Below are 17,028 nucleotides of genomic sequence, written 5' to 3'. Positions count from 1 at the left end.
GGTCAATTCCGGATCGTCGTGGCGGGTGTAGCCGTGGGGATGGTGGAGCTGGCGGAGGCCGGGTGATCGCCGCCGAACAGGCTCTGCAATCCCTGCATCACGCATCCTTCGGTGTCGCTTGAGAGCGTACCGACAATCACCGCTGCTTGTCGCGCGCCCTGGCATTGCGGTTCCGTGCGCCGACCATTGGCCGGGTTGATCCACGCCAGTTCAAGGCCATCACCGGGCGCAGCCGACAAGGGCTGCGTGGGCAACTTGTTGAACAGCTCGCGCCATGCGCGCAACGATCCGGTCGCACCAAATAAACTGGTCGGCTTGTTGTCGTCCCGGCCCATCCAGAACACGGCTAGATGCTCGCCGGTGAATCCTGCGAACCAGCCATCACGAAGATCGTTGCTGGTGCCGGTCTTGCCCGCGGCGTGCAACCACGCGAGGCTGGAATTGCCGATCGCACTGGCCGTTCCATACAGCGCGACCTGCTGCATCGCCCAAGTGGTCAGGCGCACGGCCGGCTGATATTCGCCATTCCCGCCCTGCACCTGATAGCGCTTGATGGTGCGGCCGCTGCCGTCGAGCACGCCGCGCACTGCGACGAGCGGCAGCGCATGTCCATCGGCGGCAATGTATTGATACAGCTGCGCGACCTGGATCGGTGCGAGATCGATCGCGCCGATCAGCATCGATGGGCTGGGGTTGATGTCGGTCAGCCCGAACGATTCAAGAAACGCCTTGACTCGCGGCAGGCCGACCGCGAGACCCAGGTGGATCGTTGCGAGATTCCACGACTTGGCCAGCGCATCGACCATTGGTACCTGGCCATGGCTGAGGTTGTCGTCGTTGTGCGGCGTCCACATGCTGCCATCGGGTTGACGCATGCTCACCGGGCTGTCGTCGAGCAGGCTCAGCAGGTTCCATCGATCCGGCTGGGTCAGCGCCACGAGATAGACGAACGGCTTGATGGTCGAACCGATCGGCCGGCGCGCATCGAGCGCGCGGTTGAAACCCTGATCGCCCGCCGTCCGGCTGCCGACCACCGCGAGCACGCTGCCGGTCTGCGCATTCGTCACCACGGCAGCGGCCTGTATCGCGCTGGCGCGCTTGCCGAGATCCTTGATCGCCGTGGCGATGGCCTGTTCGGTATAAAGCTGCGCGGCCGGATCGAGTGTGGTGAAAATCGACAGATTGCCGTCGCGCAATGCCTGCTCGTCGAAATCCGCGGTGATCTGGTTGCGCACCAGTTCCATGAAGGCCGGGAAACGATTGTGCGGCAATTGGCCGTCCGCGATCACATCCAGTGGCGCCGCCTGTGCGGCGTTTGTTTGCGCGGCGGTGAGCAGGCCGGTGGTGGCGAATTCCTGCAGCACGAGATTGCGGCGAGTCAACGCGCGATCCGGCGAACGGCGCGGATCGTAGTAGCTCGGGCCCTTCACCATGCCGACCAGCAAGGCGACTTCCTGCGGACGCAGGTCTTCCAGGCGACGACCGAAATAAAATTCCGATGCGGCCGCAAAACCATGCACGGCCTGATCGCCCTGCTGACCGAGGAAGACGTCGTTGACGTACGCCTCCAGGATCCGGCCCTTGTCGTAGTGCGCTTCCAGCAGCATCGACATCAATGCTTCGTTGATTTTGCGCGCAAAATTCTGGTCGCGACTCAGGAACAGATTGCGCACCAGTTGCTGGGTCAGCGTGGAGCCGCCCTGCACGGTGTGTCCTGCGCGCACATTGGCGAAAGCCGCGCGCAGGATCGCGCTGAAATCGATGCCGATGTGATGTTTGAAATCGCGATCCTCCACCGCCTGCAAACCACTGAGCAGCAGCGGCGGCACATCGGCGAGACGCACGATGCGGCGCTCTTCCTGGTTGGCGCCATACAGCGTGGCGATGCGCGCGGGATCAAGATGGGTCAGCGCGATGCTCTTGTCGGTCGCGTCATCCTGCACGCGCTGCACGATGCCGTTGCCCAGCGAAACACGAATGCGCTTGGGCAACTCGCCGCCATCGGGGCCGGCGTAACCACGTGAGGCGATCGTGTAATGCAGCCCGTCCTTCATCCAGCTGCCGGCCACTTCGCCCTTGCCGTCGGGACTGTAGCCGGCGAAGGTGAGTTCCAGTTCGAGCGCCGCCGACGTCATCGGCGTACCGGGCGACAGCGGCAGCGGTCGCGCGTAGACGCGCGTGGGCACGGCGAACACCAGATCGTTGAAGCGATCCTGCACGCGCTTGTTCAACACCAGCGTGTAGGGCAGCACGAAGCCGAACAACAGGCCCAGGCAGATCCAGAAGGGAATGCGCAGCCACGGCCAGGCGAAGCTTGCGATCGAACGGGTACGAGTCAGGAAGGACAACGGCAGACAATCCGGCAATCGGGTCTTTCGATCATAGGGCCTGCCACCCGGCGCGCATATGAACGCGGGAGGCCGATTCAGGGCAAAGCACGGGCAATCGCTTCACCCGCGACACGCGTCTCAGGCTGACGCCATCCACGTCGACGCCTCAGGCTGAAACGGCCGCGGACGAACACCGAGCAGGCGCTGCAATTCGTCGTTGTCGGCGATCAGGTCGTCATCGAGACGATCAAGCGCGCCTCGCCATTTCGGCAGCGCATGCCGACCCAGTTGCAGCAGCCACGCCGGTAACGGCACCGGCAATGTGCTCTTGGGCAGGCTGCGACGCACGCGCGCAAACATGTCGCGCGCACTCAACCGTTCGCCGCCGCCGATCGAAAAAATTCGTCCACTCGCCGCGGGACATTCCAGTGCAGCGAGCACGGCCTGCGCGATGTCGTCGGCGTGAACCGGCTGCCGCAAACCGCTGCCTGCCGGCAACGGAAACACGCGCATTCGCAGCGCCCGGCGGGCGATCGGCGTGAGGCTCTTGTCCAGTCCGGCGCCATAGATGAGCGTCGGACGCAGCACCGTCCAGTTGCAGCCGTGCCGTGCACATGCCGAAGCAAGTGCGTCCTCGCCCGCGCGCAACTGACGCGAGAGATCGCGCTCGTACGGCACACTGGAATCGCGCTTGCTTTCCGCACTCATCGAACTGATCGCGATCACGCGCGGCCCGTCGTTCAATGACGCCTGCGCCAGCCATTCGGCCAGATGCATCAGCGGGCCGAAGCTGATGATTGCCGACACCGCCGGCAAAGCCGGCACAGCGTCGGGCAATCGCCCATGCAGCCAGCTCACATCCGCCGGCTGGTGCTGCTCGTAACGGCTGACGGCCACGATGGATTCGCCACTGGCAAGCAGCCGCGGCAAAAGGAACCGGCCGACTTGGCTGCTGCCGCCGAATACCAGCACGGTCATGCGTGAATCACCGGGCGCCTTGCAGGCGTGCGGACAGATCCTGCACGCGCGGATTGGCCGGTGCGAGCTTGCGTGCACGATCAAGCGAATGCATGGCGCCGAAGCGATCATTGTCGGTCAGCTGTTTCTCGGCCTGATCGAGCCACGCCGATGCCAGCCGGTTTGAAAGCGTCGCCTGATTGGCATCGCCGGGCGACAGTTCGGAAAGATTCTCGAGCATGTCGTCGGCCTGGATCAGGTTGCCCCCACCGATCGACTCGTTGAATTTCTGCATGACCATGGCCGGCAGTGCATGCAGACCTTGCAACGCCGCCTCATTGTTGCTGTCGATCGCCAGCACGCTGCGGTAGAGATCGTACGCGCTGTCGCCAGGCGGCAACATGATCGCGCCGTGTGATGCAGCGATCTGCGCGCGCTTCACCATCTGCGCCAACGCCGCACTTTGCTGCGGCGAAAGCACCGCGGGTGCCGCTGTCGGTGCGCTGTCGTCGGGCTGATTTTCTGCAGGCGCACTGGCCTGGGAAGCAGGTTGTTTCGCAACGCCCGAAAGGCGCGCACGCGCCGCGGCAATTTCCGCCGATTTCGGTGCAAGCAAGGCCGCCTGATCGAGCAAGCCGGACGCCTGCCCTGCATCGCCCGCATCGATCGCCGCGTCAGCCTGCACAGTCAGCGCCTGCGCCACCATGCCCAACCCGTCGCGCGCCCGCGCGTTGTCCGGATCGATCGCCAGCGCCGCCTTGAAATGCGTCAACGCGGTGTCGCTGCCGTCGCCGGCGACGTGCCCTGCACGCAACGCATCCATGCCTTGCTTGAGCGCATCGTCGAGCGCACCGCTCTGTTGCTTGTGATGTTCCGCTTGCGTCGCGCGAAGCCCCGGCAGCGCGCCGTTGTTCGGTTGCAAGGCGGCGAGTTGATCGATATCCGCGTCAGCGCCTGCGTTGTCGTTCGCATCCAGCGCCTTGCGTGCCTGCGCGGCGAGCGCATCGCCCACCTGATCGACGCCATGCGCTGCCACCGCGTTGCCGGAATCGGCCTGCAGCACGCGCCTGTACAGTGCGCCCGCGCCTTGCGGGCCATCCAGCTTGCCTGCAGCGAGCGCCTGTTGCGCCTGATCGACAAGGTCGGTGGTCTGCACCTGCGCCGCGCGCGTGGTGGCGATCTGCTGATCGAGCCGATCGACATCGCTGCCGCCGCCAAGCAGTTCGCGCGCAACGCCCGCCTGCTGCGCGGCCTGGTCGTAACGTCCCGCCTGCAACGCCGCGTCGGCTTGCGCAAGCTCCGCCTGGCCAACCTGACGCAGCCCGTTGCGTGCGCGATCGTTGTCCGGTTCCTGCGCGATGGCGGACTGATAGAGCTCGCGCGCGCTGGTTCCGTCCTGGCCGTCCAGATGGCCGGATTGCAAGGCCTGCTGCGCGCGTCCGAGCAGGTCGTTGAAATCGGTTTGCGGCACCATGTTGCGCAAGTTGTCACGCTTGAGCCACAACGTGGCGCCTATGCCGATGACCAGCAGCAACAGCAACGGCACAAGCCAGCCGCGCCGACTTTCGTGGACCGTGGGCGGCGTTGTTGCGTGATGTCGCCGCGGCTCGACCGATACCTGCGGCAGCCCATCGCTGGCAGGTGCGCGCGGTGCATCCAGATGGTCGATGTCACCCAGCGTGGGTTCGGTTCGACCGCGGGAATCCGCGTCATGTTTGTCCCTGCGTCCGCTCATGATTCGTGGCTGTGAAGGAAACTGATGCAGCTTAGCATCGGGTCGCGCGGGCTCCGCGCATGGCAAGACCCGGCGTTCAGCTTGCAGCGACCGGCACGATGTCGATCAACTCACGCCGACGCGGCGCACCTCGACCACGTTCGGCAAGGCCGCAAGTTTTCCGAGCAGGGTGGATAGTTGTTCGAAATCGCGCACGCGCAAGGTGAAGCGCATTTCCACTTCGCCGGTTTGCGCGAACATGCGACTCGACGACGCGATGATGTGCACGCTCGCATTGCTGATGACGCCGGTCACATCTTTCTGCAAGCCCTTGCGATCGTAGCCGCGCAGTTCGACTTCGACCTGATACGCCTGCGTGGCGGCGCGACCCCAGGTCACCTCGATCACCCGATCCGGGTCGCGCCGTTCCAGCCGCGCGAGGCTGGCGCAATCCGCGCGATGCACCGACACGCCACGACCGCGCGTGACGAATCCGCGCACCGCGTCGCCCGGCAGCGGCTGGCAACAACGTGCAAGCGTGGTGAGCAGATTGCCGATGCCTTCGATGCTGAGCGCACTCTGATCAAGCGCACGGGGACGTGCGGCGACAATCGCCGGCAAGGTCGATACGGGCTGTGGCGGTTGCGCCGCTTCGAGCAACACGCGACTCACCTGGCCGGGCGTGATTTCGCCAAGTGCGAGCGCCACCAGCAATTCGTCGTGCGACTTCAGATGAAAGTGCGCGGGCAATTTCGTCGTGTCGGCACTCATCAGCGCAAAGCGCTTCAACTCGCGCTCGAACATGGCGCGGCCCACCGCAACATTCGCGTCGTGGGCGATGCGCTGGAACCATGCGCGCACCTTGTCCTTGGCGCGCGAGGTATTGAGGTAGCCATGATGCGGCGACAGCCAGTCGCGGCTGGGATCGGGCAATTTCGCCGTGAGTATTTCCACGCGATCGCCGCTCTGCGGCTGGAACGTGAGCGGCACGATGCGGCCGTTGACCTTGGCGCCGCGGCAGCGATGGCCGACCTCGGTGTGGATCAGGTAAGCGAAATCCAGCACCGTGGCGCCGCGCGCCATGTCGAACACTTCGCCCTTGGGCGTGAGCAGATAAACGCGATCTTCCAGCAGCTCGGTTTGCAGTTCCGCTGCCAACGCGCTGTCGTTGCTGCGTGGTTCCAGCAGCTTGCGCATCCAGGCGATCTTCGCCTCGAACTCCGTATCGCTGCTGCCGCCTTCCTTGTAGCGCCAGTGCGCAGCGACACCGAGTTCGTTGTCGCGATGCATCTGGTGCGTGCGAATCTGCACTTCCAGCGTCTTGCCGGATGGCCCAAGCACGGCAGTGTGCAGCGACTGGTAACCGTTGGCCTTGGGTCGGGCGATGTAATCGTCGAACTCCTCCGACAGATGCGGCCAGCGTCCGTGAACCACGCCGAGCGCGGCGTAGCAATCGGTGATGTTGTCGACCAGGATGCGCACTGCGCGAATGTCGTAGAGGTCGGAAAAATCCAGCGCCTTGCGCTGCATCTTTTTCCAGATCGAATAGATGTGCTTCGGCCGACCGGCGAGATCGGCGTGGATGCCGGCGGCTTCCAGCGCATGCTGTAGTTCGCTCAGCGAATCGCGGATGAAACCTTCGCGGTCGGTGCGCCGTTCGTCGAGCAACCGGGCGATGCGCTGATAGACGTCCGGTTGCAGGAAACGGAACGCCAGGTCTTCCAACTCCCATTTCAGTTGCCAGATGCCGAGCCGGTTGGCCAGTGGCGAGTGGATGTCTCGGGTCTGTCGCGCGAGTGTCGCGCGCTGATCCTCCGGCAACGCGGCCGCGCCACGCATCCGCGCGAGTTGCCGCGCCAGCAGCACGAACACCACGCGCAGATCGCGCACGATCGCCAACAGCAAACGGCGCAGACCTTCCGTGCCGCCGCCTGATGAACGTTGTGCATGTAGCGTCCAGACTTGTTCCGCCGCCTGCTGCCCGGCGACCAGCCGCTGCAGTTCAGGCGGCAACTTGCGGGCTTCGGTTTGCCACAAGTGCGGATCGGCGCGCGCCAGTTCGAACCACAACGCCGCTGCCTGCGTTTGAGCGTCGCAGCCGAGCATGTGCAGCAGGTCCAGCACATCGCAGCACTCGGCTTGCGGCACCGGACGCGTGCAGCAAACCTGCAGCGCATCGGCCAGTACCGGCGCCAGCGTGCCGGCACGATCGTGCCATTGCTGCAGGCTGGAAACTTTCACGGCGTGGGTCATGGCAGAGGCATTCGGCGCAGGCCTTCATAGTAGCCGTTGCGTCGGGTCAATCGTCCGTGGATTCAGTCCAGCGCGGCCTGAGCCTTCGCCAGCCGCTTGGCCGACACAGGCTCGGCCGTCTTGAGTTCCTGCGCGAACAGCGACACGCGCCACTCCTCGATCAGCCAGCGAAGTTCATCGAGGCCCTCTGCGTCCGCGCCTGCAGCGCGATGTTGAAGATAGCCGCGCCAGTACGGCATCACCTGCAGCATGCGCTGCTGATCCTTGCTCGGATCCTGTCGCAGTCGTTCGGCGCGCAGGCGCATGGCTTTCAGATAGCGCGGAAAGTGCGCGAGTCGCGCCGCGGGCAGATCACGCAGGAAACCTGGCATCAGCAGCGCGTCGAGTTGTTCGCGCAGGTCGTCGTAACTCGCTCGTGCAAAACCGATCAGCGGCGGTTGCAGCCAGGATTTCAGATCGGCCTGCGCCTCGATGATCGGCTCGGCCAGCTTGAGTCGTTCGACGCCAGCTCCAAACAGCTCGCGCGAAAACTGCGTGCGCAGGGTCTCGTATGCGCCGGCCGTACGGACGTCCAGATCATGTTGTCCGAGCAGATCATTGAATCCGCCTTCGAGCAGATCTTCGCGCAGGCCGTCGACGCCGCCGAGCGGCGCGTATTTCAAGGACAGCGCATTGCCGACAGGCAAACGGCGGCGCGCCTGCTTCGCATCGCTCGCCAGTGCATTGCGCAACAACCGCACGACGCCTTGCCGATGCGCATCACGTGCCTCTTCGGCGCGCTCGAACACGCGCAGCGCCACCGTTTCTCCCAGATCCACCAGCGCGGGGAACGCGCTCAGGCCGCCTTCGGATCGCACCTGCGCGGGAATCTCCTCGAAGTCCCACGTCGCGACATCCTCGCGCGTCAGTTCGATATCCGTCTTGCGCGAAAACGCTTCGCGCGCGCGGCTTTCCCATTGCGCGCGCAGCGCCGCGAGATCGCGACCGCTGGCGAGTTCGTTACCCGGCCTGGACGATGTGTCGCCATCATGCAGTCGATAGCGCATCAGGAAATGCGCTGGCAGTTCGATGCCGACGAATTCCGCGGCACTGATTTCCACGCCCGTCGCGCGCTTGAGAAAGGCCGCCAGTACTTTCGCAAGCGGCTCGTCGCGCGGCGATTCCGCCTCGACGAACGCACGCGCGAAATCCGGCGCCGGCACGAAGTTGCGGCGCAATGCCTTCGGCAAACCGCGGATCAGCTCCGCCACTTTCTCGCCAAGCAGTCCGGGCACGAGCCACTCACCGCGCTCGGCAGGAATCGCATTCAACATCGCCAGCGGCAGATGCAACGTCACGCCATCGGCTTCGTCGCCGGGCACAAAACGATATTCGAGGCGATAGCGCTGCGACCCGATTTCCATCGCGGCGGGAAACGCTTTCGCATCCAGTCCCGCGCCGCCCACCATCACATCGTCCAGCGACCAGCGAAGTCGGGCTTGTTCGGCCGGCCGGGCTTGGCGATACCACGCATCGAGTGCGCGACTGCTGGCAATGTCCTCGGGCAGCTTGCCTTTGAAAAACCGGACGAGATCGTCCTCGTGGCGGATCAAACCTTCGCGGCGCTGCTTCGCTTCGATGCCTCGCGCCTCTTCCAGCACGCGCTGGTTGGAGCGCACGAATTCGGCTCGACTGTCGATGTCGCCGCGCACCAGTGCATCTCGCAGGAAGATCACATGCGCCAGCGAGGGATCCTGCAGCTGGAACGTGACCGGCCGCTTCTCCACGAGCACCAGCCCGAACAGACTGACCTGCTCGTACGCCACCACGCAGCCACGCTTCTTCGACCAGTGCGCATCGCGGCAGGCCATGCGCAAAAGATGCGCGGCCTGTTGCTCGATCCACAACGGCTCGACACGCGCATTGGCCATGCCCCATACGCGCCCGCTCACGTCGAGAATCTGTGCGGAGAAAATCCAGTTCGGCGGTGACTTCGATAGTGCGGAACCGGGGAACACGTGGAACTTGCGCTCGCGCGTGCTCTGGTAAATGCCCTTCTCGTCCTTGCGACCCACCTGCGTCGGGAGGCCCGCGAGAAGGCTGCGATGCACGGACTCGTACAGGCGCGAGGCAGCATCTTCCGTCGGGCTCGCAGCCGCGGTTTCAGGAGAAAGTTGTGACCTGGCGTCACCACGTGGGGGTATAGTTTGCTTTCGACTTGATGCATCTGAGCGATGCGGTTCACCTCCCCTCTGCCCGCTTCCTCGGACAGAAGGTGTGGAAGAAGCAGCAGCTCGTGCAAGCTGACGCGATGGCGGCCTGCCCTCTCCCTTGCTCTTGGAAGTGGGCTGCGTTGAGGTGCTCTTCGCTTGTTCTTTCGTCGACGAAGATTCCGACCCATCCAGCTTCCACCCCAGTTCCTGCACCACCAGCAGCAACTGCCGATGCAGCTCGCGCCATTCGCGCATGCGCATGAAGCTGAGGAAATGCCGCGAGCACCAGTCGCGCAATTTCGATTGCGTCAGATCCTCGTGCGCTGCGTGGTAGTCGCGCCACAAATTCAGCACACCGACGAAATCGGATGTCGGATCGGCAAACGCGGCATGCGCGGCGTCGGCCTGCTGACGCGCGTCGGCGGGACGCTCGCGCGGATCCTGGATACTGAGAAAGCTCACGATGGTCAGCACTTCGCGCAGGCTGTGCAGCTTTTCGCTTTCCACCAGCATGCGCGCGAGCTGCACGTCGATCGGCAGTCGCGCGACGACGCGACCGATCGCGGTGAGCTTGCGCTGCTCGTCGATCGCGGAAATTTCCCCGAGCCGGCGATAGCCGTCCGCCACCACGCGCGGATCGGGTGCTTCGAGGAAGGGGAAATCCTCCACGTCACCGATTTGCAGCGCAAGCATGCGCAGGATCACGTTGGCCAGCGACGAGCGCAGCAGTTCCGGATCGGTATACGCCGCGCGACTGGCAAAGTCGGCCTCGTCGTACAGGCGGTAGCAGATGCCCGGGCCGACGCGTCCGCAACGACCCTTGCGCTGGTCGGCCGCCGCTTGCGACACCGGCTCCACGTGCAACCGTTCGAGCTGGCTGCGCTGGCTGTAGCGCTTCACGCGCGCGGTGCCCGTGTCGATCACGTAGCGGATGCGCGGCACGGTGAGCGACGTTTCCGCGACGTTGGTGGCCAGCACCACGCGACGTTTCGTGCCGGGCTTGAACACGCGATCCTGATCGCCGCCGGAAAGTCGCGCGTACAACGGCATGATTTCGGTTTCGCGATATTGCCGACGCGAGAGCACCAGATGCGCATCGCGGATCTCGCGCTCGCCGGGAAGAAAAACCAGCACGTCGCCGCGCGGATCGTCGTGGGAAATTTCGTCGAGCGTTGCGGCGATGTGCTCGGCGCCGCCCTGCTGCATGTCCTTCGACTTGCCGTGACGCGCGATGGTTTCGTCCAGCGAACGCCAGCGCACCTCGACCGGATACGCACGCCCTTCCACCTCGACCACCGGCGCACCGCCGAAGTGTTCGGAGAAACGCGCGGTATCGATCGTCGCCGAGGTCACGATGATCTTCAGCTCCGGTCTCTTCAGCGCAAGTCGCTTCAGATAGCCGAGCAGGAAATCGATGTTGAGGCTGCGCTCGTGCGCTTCGTCGATGATCAGGGTGTCGTACGCACTCAGCCACGGATCGCCCTGCGTTTCAGCAAGCAGGATGCCGTCGGTCATGAACTTGATCAGGCTGCGCTCGGACACCTGATCGTTGAAGCGCACCTGAAAACCGACGAGTTCGCCAAGCGGCGTGTCCAGCTCTTCGGCCACGCGACGCGCCACCGAACGTGCCGCCAACCGGCGTGGTTGCGTGCAGCCGATCATGCCCTCTTCGCCACGGCCCGCGGCGAGGCAGAGCTTCGGCAGTTGCGTGGTCTTGCCCGAACCGGTTTCGCCGGCGATCACCACCACCTGGTTCTCGCGGATCAGCTTGACGATGTCGTCGGCGCGTGCGGTGATCGGCAGCGACTCGTCCAGGCGGATCGCCGGTTTGGTCGCGACGCGCGCGCGGCGACGTGCGGCCGAACGTTCGATATCCGCCAGCAGTGCCGCGATCTTTTTTTCATCCGGCCGTCGCGACAGCGTGCGCCAACGGCCCAGCAGGCGACCGAAGTCACGACTGGACACGGCATCGAGTTGCCGACGCAGCGCGCGCAGCCCCGGATCGGCGGAGGGATCGACGTGATGTGGGGAGGGGTCGTTCATCGGATCGCGAATGATAACCGCTGGCAGCAGGGCAGCCCGATAGTCAACGGCTATCGCCGGCATCGGCAGGATTCATTTCCACGCCGAATGCCGAAAGGCTACTGTGCGGTTCCGCACGATCCATCTCTCCAAGGAACAACCCGTGGCCATCTCGATCGGCATTGCCAAGAAAGACCGCGAAGCAGTTGCCAGGCATCTTTCCAAACTGCTGGCGGATACGTATTCGCTCTACCTGAAAACGCACAGCTTCCACTGGAACATCACCGGCCCGCAGTTCAACAGCCTGCACGCGATGTTCGAGACCCAGTACAACGAACTGTGGCTCGCCGCCGATGAAGTGGCCGAGCGCATCCGTACGCTCGACGTGTTCGCGCCGGGCTCCTACAGCCAGTTCGGCAAACTCACCTCGATCAAGGAAGAGGTCGGCGTGCCGGAATGGAAAGAGATGGTGAACCAGCTGGTCGAAGGCCATGAATTGGCTGCGCACACCGCGCGCGGCACCATCAAGGCCGCCGCCGATGCGGGCGACGAAGGGACAGCCGATATCATCACCGGCCGTCTGCAGGCGCACGAGAAAACTGCCTGGATGCTGCGCTCGCTGTTGCGCTGACCTCGAATTCCGCGAGCCGCATGCGATGGGGTTCGCGGTCGCGTTGAAACTGGCCCAGCAATTGTTCTTCAGCCGGCCTTGCCCGTTCTAGGGCGATGCCGTCATCCCCGCGGGCTTCGCGGCAACAGCATCCTGAGCCGCCGGCAACACATAGCGCTGATTGAAGTACGCCCAGCTCGGCCACAGCGCGTGTGCCAGCGCGACACGATGCAACATCGGGTCCGTCGTCACCGGCGTGAACTTCTCGCCCGCCACTTCGTAGTGGAACTGCTTCGCCGGTTGTCCGGGCTGCAGCACCAGCAGCTGGTCGCCCTTGAGGTAACCGTAGTCGTCGCCGTACTGCATGATCGCGCGATCCGGATCACGCACGGTCAAGTCCGCGCCGAGCATCGGATGCGTGCTGCTGATGCCGATCAGCGACAGCAACGTCGGTGCAAGATCGAGCTGACTGACGATGTGTTCGTCACGCCGCACCGGCACGCCGGCCCCGAGAATCAACGCGGGGATATGGAAGTGCGTCACCGGCACGAGGCTGGCGCCGAATACACGTGCATCGTGATCAGCCACGATCAGAAAGACCGTGTGATCCCAGTATGGCGATTTCTTTGCGCGCGCAAAGAACTGGCCGATCGACCAGTCCGCGTAACGCACTGTGTTCTGCACGCTGGCCGCGGGTGCACTGGCCTGGATGCGACCCGCCGGATATTCCCACGGCGTGTGGTTGGACACGCTGAAGGCCAGCGTGAAGTTCGGTTTGTCGCCGTCCTGCATCAGCCGCTGATGCAGTTCATTGAACATGTCTTCGTCCGAGGCGCCCCACGATCCGACGAAAGTGGGTTTTACCTCGAACTTCGGCTGGTCGATCACCTCGTCAAAACCATTGCCGAGGAAGAACGAGCGCATGTTGTCGAAGTGCGCCTCGCCGCCGTAGATGAAGCGCGAGTGGTAGCCGAACTGCCCGAGCAGGCCCGCAATGGTGAAGAAACCGTGCTGGCTGCGCGGCAACTTCAGCACCGCCTCGGCCGGCGTCGGCAGGAACCCGGTATTGACCGCTTCCAGCCCGCGCACCGAGCGCGTGCCGGTCGCGTAAGTGCGTGCCAGCAGCCAGCCCTGTGCGGCCAGCGTATCGAACTGCGGCGAGAGTTTGTCGCCGCCGAGCGTACCGATGAACTGCGCGCCCAGGCTCTCCTCCATGATGATGACGAGGTTCAGCGGTTTGGCTGTCCGCGCCGATGCCTGCTGGTGATGCATGCTCGGAGACTTCGGATCGAGCATTGGCCCTTCCAGGCCGGCGGCGTCGCGCACGATGCGCTGCATGTCCGGTTCCGGCATCGAGCCATATACGGCAGCGGCTGATCGTTCGCTGCTCATGCCACGGATTGCATTGGCCACGCTGTAGAGCGAGTTGAGCGGCAGCGTGTTGACCATGCTGTCGTCGCTGAAAGCCACCACCGAGGCATTGAGTGGACGGTGATCCAGCGTGCCGCGCGCCGCAAGAAACAACACAATCGCGCTGACGATGGTTGCCAACGGCCGCCAGGTCAGCTTCATGGGTGCGTCGACCATGCGCGTGCGCAACAAGCGAAACCCGATCCAGCCCAGCAGCGCCAGACCGATCACGCCGACCAGCAGCACGCCCTTGTAGCCGTGCCAGAGCATCGCGGAAACTTCGTGCGGGCTGTTGAGGTATTCGACATAAAGGCGATTCGGTCGCGTGTCGTATTCGGTGATGAACTGCGGCGTGGACACTTCCAGCAACACGAACAGCAGCCACCAGACGCGGTACCACCACGCAGTCAGACAAGTCGGCCAGCGTCGATGCCCCAGCCATGGCGACAGCAAGGCAGGCACCGCGCAGATCAACGCCAGCAAGCTGAGGTCGATGCGCCAACCGCCGAACAGGATCGGCCAAAGCCCACCCGCGGACTGCACGCGTGACCACAGCCACAACGACAGCGCCAGACGACTCACGGTCAGCAGCGCGAGGACGGCGGCGGCGAAACGCCAGCTGAGACGACGCATGAGAATTCTCCCGGATGAAGTTGCGGCCGACAGTCATCATCAGCGTCAGCCCGATCCCGCAGTCTATCGTCACCGAACTTCACGGCCCTTTCGTCGACCCGGACGGTATGGCTCACGTATGCCGCCGCTGCGGCGAACGTGAGGCCGATGGCGCCTTGCTTTCCGGCCCCGCTGGCCAATGTTTGTTGAGCCCACGGCCTTGCATTGGTTAAGCTGCCCAGTCTTCCGCGCCTGTCGCACAGGCATCCCAGGAATTTTTTTGAGTACCACCGCAGCAAGCCACAACAGCCGTTTTCCGCTGCTCAGCGCCCTGGTGATTGCGCTGCTCGTGGCCGCGTTGAATGTCGCTCTGTGGTGGTACGGCAACTTGCCGCGCGGTCCGAACGACTGGCATGGCGAGATCAGCGGATTCTCGTTGTCGGTGTTCCAGCGCTACCAGAGCCCGTTCAAGCAGGATTATCCGAACGACAGCCAGATCGCCGCCGACCTGAAGCTGCTGCACAAGTACACCGGCAAGGTGCGCACGTACACGATGCAGCAGAACCCGCAGATCTATCGACTCGCGCGCAACGAAGGGCTGAAGGTGACTGCGGGCGCCGAGATCGACAAGCGGCTGGAGAACAACGAACGCGAGATCGAAGCGCTGATCGCCAAGGCGCGCGAGTATCCGGACACGATCACGCGGGTGATCGTCGGCAACGAAGTGCTTTTCCGGAACGATCTGCCGCCCGAACAGATGATGGCGTACCTCGACCGCGTGCGCGCTGCGGTGCGCCAGCCGGTGTCGATCGCCGAACCGGATTACATCTGGCTGAAGTACCCCGAGCTGGCCGAGCATGTCGACTTCATCACCATCCATCTGTTCCCCTTCTGGAACGGTATTCCTGTCGTCGCGAATGTCCTGGACCCGCGACAACGCCCCGCCGCACTGAACGCTGCACTTGGTTCGTATGACCACGTGCAGCAACTTTTTCCCACCAAGCACATTGTGGTTGGCGAGATCGGCTGGCCATCCAATGGCGATCGCCACATACGCGCCGATCCGTCGATTTCGAACCAGGCCATCTTCATCCGCGAATGGCTGCTCGCGGCGCAGCAGCGAAATATCGATTACTTCCTGCTCGAAGCCTTCGACCAGCCATGGAAGGAAGGCTTGGGCGAAGGCCGCACCGGCGCGTACTGGGGCATGTTCAACGCCGATCGCCAGTTGAAATATCCGCTCACCGGCCCGGTCACCGAAGACACTGGCTGGCCGTGGAAGGCGCTGGCCGCGAGCCTGCTTGCGCTGATCCCGATGATCCTGTTCGCGCGCAGATTCAGTCGCTTCAAATTGATGGGACGGCTGTTTTTCTGTGCGCTGATCCAGCTTGCCTGCGGGCTGATCGTGTGGTCGGCGACGCTGCCATTCAATTTCTATCTGAGCTGGGTCGACTGGACCATGCTCACGTTGCTGTTCCCCGCACAGCTGGCGATTCTGGCGATTCTGCTGATCAACGGCTTCGAGTTCACCGAAGTGCTGTGGCGCCGCAACTGGATGCGTCACGGCAGCATGCTCACGCCCGATCCGCCGGAAAAGCAGCCGTTCGTGTCGATCCATCTGGCCTGCTACAACGAGCCGCCGGAGATGGTGATCGTCACACTTGATTCGCTGGCTGCGCTCGACTACCAGAACTACGAAGTGCTGGTGATCGACAACAACACCAAGAATCCGGACGTGTGGAAACCGGTGCAGGATTACTGCGAGAAGCTCGGCAAGCGCTTCCGCTTTTTCCATCTGGAACCATGGCCGGGCTTCAAGGCCGGCGCGCTGAATTTCGGCCTGAAGGAAACCGATCCGCAAGCCGACGTGGTCGCGGTGATCGACGCCGACTACGAAGTGCGCGCGGACTGGCTGGCCACGCTCACCGGCCATTTCCACGATCCGAAAGTCGCCGTGGTGCAGTGTCCGCAGGCGCATCGCGAGTTCGAGCACAACACGTTCCGCCGCATGACCGCGTGGGAATACGACGGCTTCTTCCGCATCGGCATGCACCATCGCAACGAGCGCAACGCGATCATCCAGCACGGCACCATGACAATGGTCCGGCGGACCGCGCTGGAAGGCACCGGCGGCTGGTCCGAGTGGACCATCTGCGAGGACGCCGAGCTCGGCCTGCGCCTGATGCACGCCGGTTACGACCTCGTCTATGTCGATGAACTGATGGGCAAGGGCCTCACGCCCGCCGATTTCAAGGCATACAAGAGCCAGCGTTATCGCTGGGCGTTCGGCGCCATGCAGATCCTCAAGGGTCGCTGGCGATGGATGGTGAAGAAGGGTCCGCTGTCCAGCGGCCAGCGCTTTCACTTCCTCACCGGCTGGTTCAGCTGGTTTGCCGACGCATTGCATCTGATCTTCACGCTGATGGCGCTGTTCTGGACCGCGGGCATGATCGCCTACCCGCAATATTTCAGCCTGCCGATGCAGTTGTTCCTGATCCCGGTCATCGGTTTCTTCTTCGCCAAGGCGATCTTCGGCATCGTGCTTTATCGCGCGCGCGTTCCGTGCAGCTGGTACGACACGCTGATGGCATCACTTGCCAGCATGAGCCTGAGCCACGCGATCGCGCGCGGCATTTTGCACGGCCTTACGCGCGAGAAAACCTCGTTCGTGGTCACTGCCAAGAGCCGGCGACTGGGCGAATCTGGCTTTGCCGCGTTCGCACCGGTACGCGAGGAAATGCTGATGGCGCTCGCGCTAACCGGCTGCGTGATCGGCATGGCGTTGAACTACGGTACGCACTACATCGAAGGCACGTTGTGGATGTTCATCCTCGGCGCGCAATCGATCCCGTATTTCTCCGCCGTGATCGGCGCATGGATCGCGCACAAGGCTGGTGACAAGGCCGGCTAGCAGCACCCTTGGCGCCG

Annotated in this window: 8 protein-coding genes; 2 read left to right on the top strand and 6 right to left on the bottom strand. The window is 63.7% G+C overall.

The genetic code is table 11. From position 1 onward, the window contains the following. Positions 1-2: 2 nt before the first annotated feature. From mrcB to hrpA, 5 genes are all read right to left on the bottom strand, one after another. Positions 3-2,348, bottom strand: a complete 2,346-nt coding sequence (mrcB, locus tag GSQ73_RS05555) for a penicillin-binding protein 1B (RefSeq protein WP_158881900.1) — start codon at positions 2,346-2,348, stop codon at positions 3-5. Between the two features lie 120 nt (positions 2,349-2,468). Continuing rightward, entirely contained in the window at positions 2,469-3,308 is an 840-nt protein-coding gene (locus GSQ73_RS05550; RefSeq protein WP_158881898.1) for an NAD-dependent epimerase/dehydratase family protein, read from the bottom strand. A 7-nt stretch (positions 3,309-3,315) separates the two neighbouring features. Beyond that, positions 3,316-5,022 carry a hypothetical protein gene (locus tag GSQ73_RS05545; protein ID WP_158881896.1) on the bottom strand — a complete coding sequence of 569 codons (1,707 nt, stop codon included), beginning with the start codon at positions 5,020-5,022 and terminating at the stop codon, positions 3,316-3,318. A gap of 105 nt (positions 5,023-5,127) precedes the next feature. Continuing rightward, complete coding sequence (locus GSQ73_RS05540) at positions 5,128-7,254, bottom strand: bifunctional (p)ppGpp synthetase/guanosine-3',5'-bis(diphosphate) 3'-pyrophosphohydrolase (RefSeq protein WP_158881894.1); 2,127 nt, start codon at positions 7,252-7,254, stop codon at positions 5,128-5,130. A 62-nt stretch (positions 7,255-7,316) separates the two neighbouring features. Next, on the bottom strand, positions 7,317-11,489 hold the full coding sequence (gene hrpA / locus GSQ73_RS05535; protein WP_158881892.1) for an ATP-dependent RNA helicase HrpA: 4,173 nt from the start codon (positions 11,487-11,489) through the stop codon (positions 7,317-7,319). A gap of 142 nt (positions 11,490-11,631) precedes the next feature. Here hrpA and GSQ73_RS05530 point away from each other — a divergent pair, with 142 nt between their 5' ends. Then, complete coding sequence (locus tag GSQ73_RS05530) at positions 11,632-12,099, top strand: Dps family protein (protein ID WP_158881890.1); 468 nt, start codon at positions 11,632-11,634, stop codon at positions 12,097-12,099. An 87-nt stretch (positions 12,100-12,186) separates the two neighbouring features. Here the strand turns inward: GSQ73_RS05530 and GSQ73_RS05525 are convergent, their stop codons facing one another. Next, positions 12,187-14,121, bottom strand: coding sequence for an LTA synthase family protein (locus tag GSQ73_RS05525; protein WP_158881888.1), 1,935 nt, complete (start codon positions 14,119-14,121; stop codon positions 12,187-12,189). Between the two features lie 259 nt (positions 14,122-14,380). Here GSQ73_RS05525 and GSQ73_RS05520 point away from each other — a divergent pair, with 259 nt between their 5' ends. Beyond that, on the top strand, positions 14,381-17,011 hold the full coding sequence (locus GSQ73_RS05520) for a glycosyltransferase family 2 protein (RefSeq protein ID WP_158881886.1): 2,631 nt from the start codon (positions 14,381-14,383) through the stop codon (positions 17,009-17,011). Positions 17,012-17,028 lie beyond the last annotated feature (17 nt).

The sequence above is a fragment of the Rhodanobacter sp. L36 genome (assembly GCF_009765755.1).
Taxonomy (GTDB): domain Bacteria; phylum Pseudomonadota; class Gammaproteobacteria; order Xanthomonadales; family Rhodanobacteraceae; genus Rhodanobacter.
The sequence above is the reverse complement of the archived record's forward strand: the minus strand, read 5'-3'. Positions and strand labels throughout refer to the sequence as shown.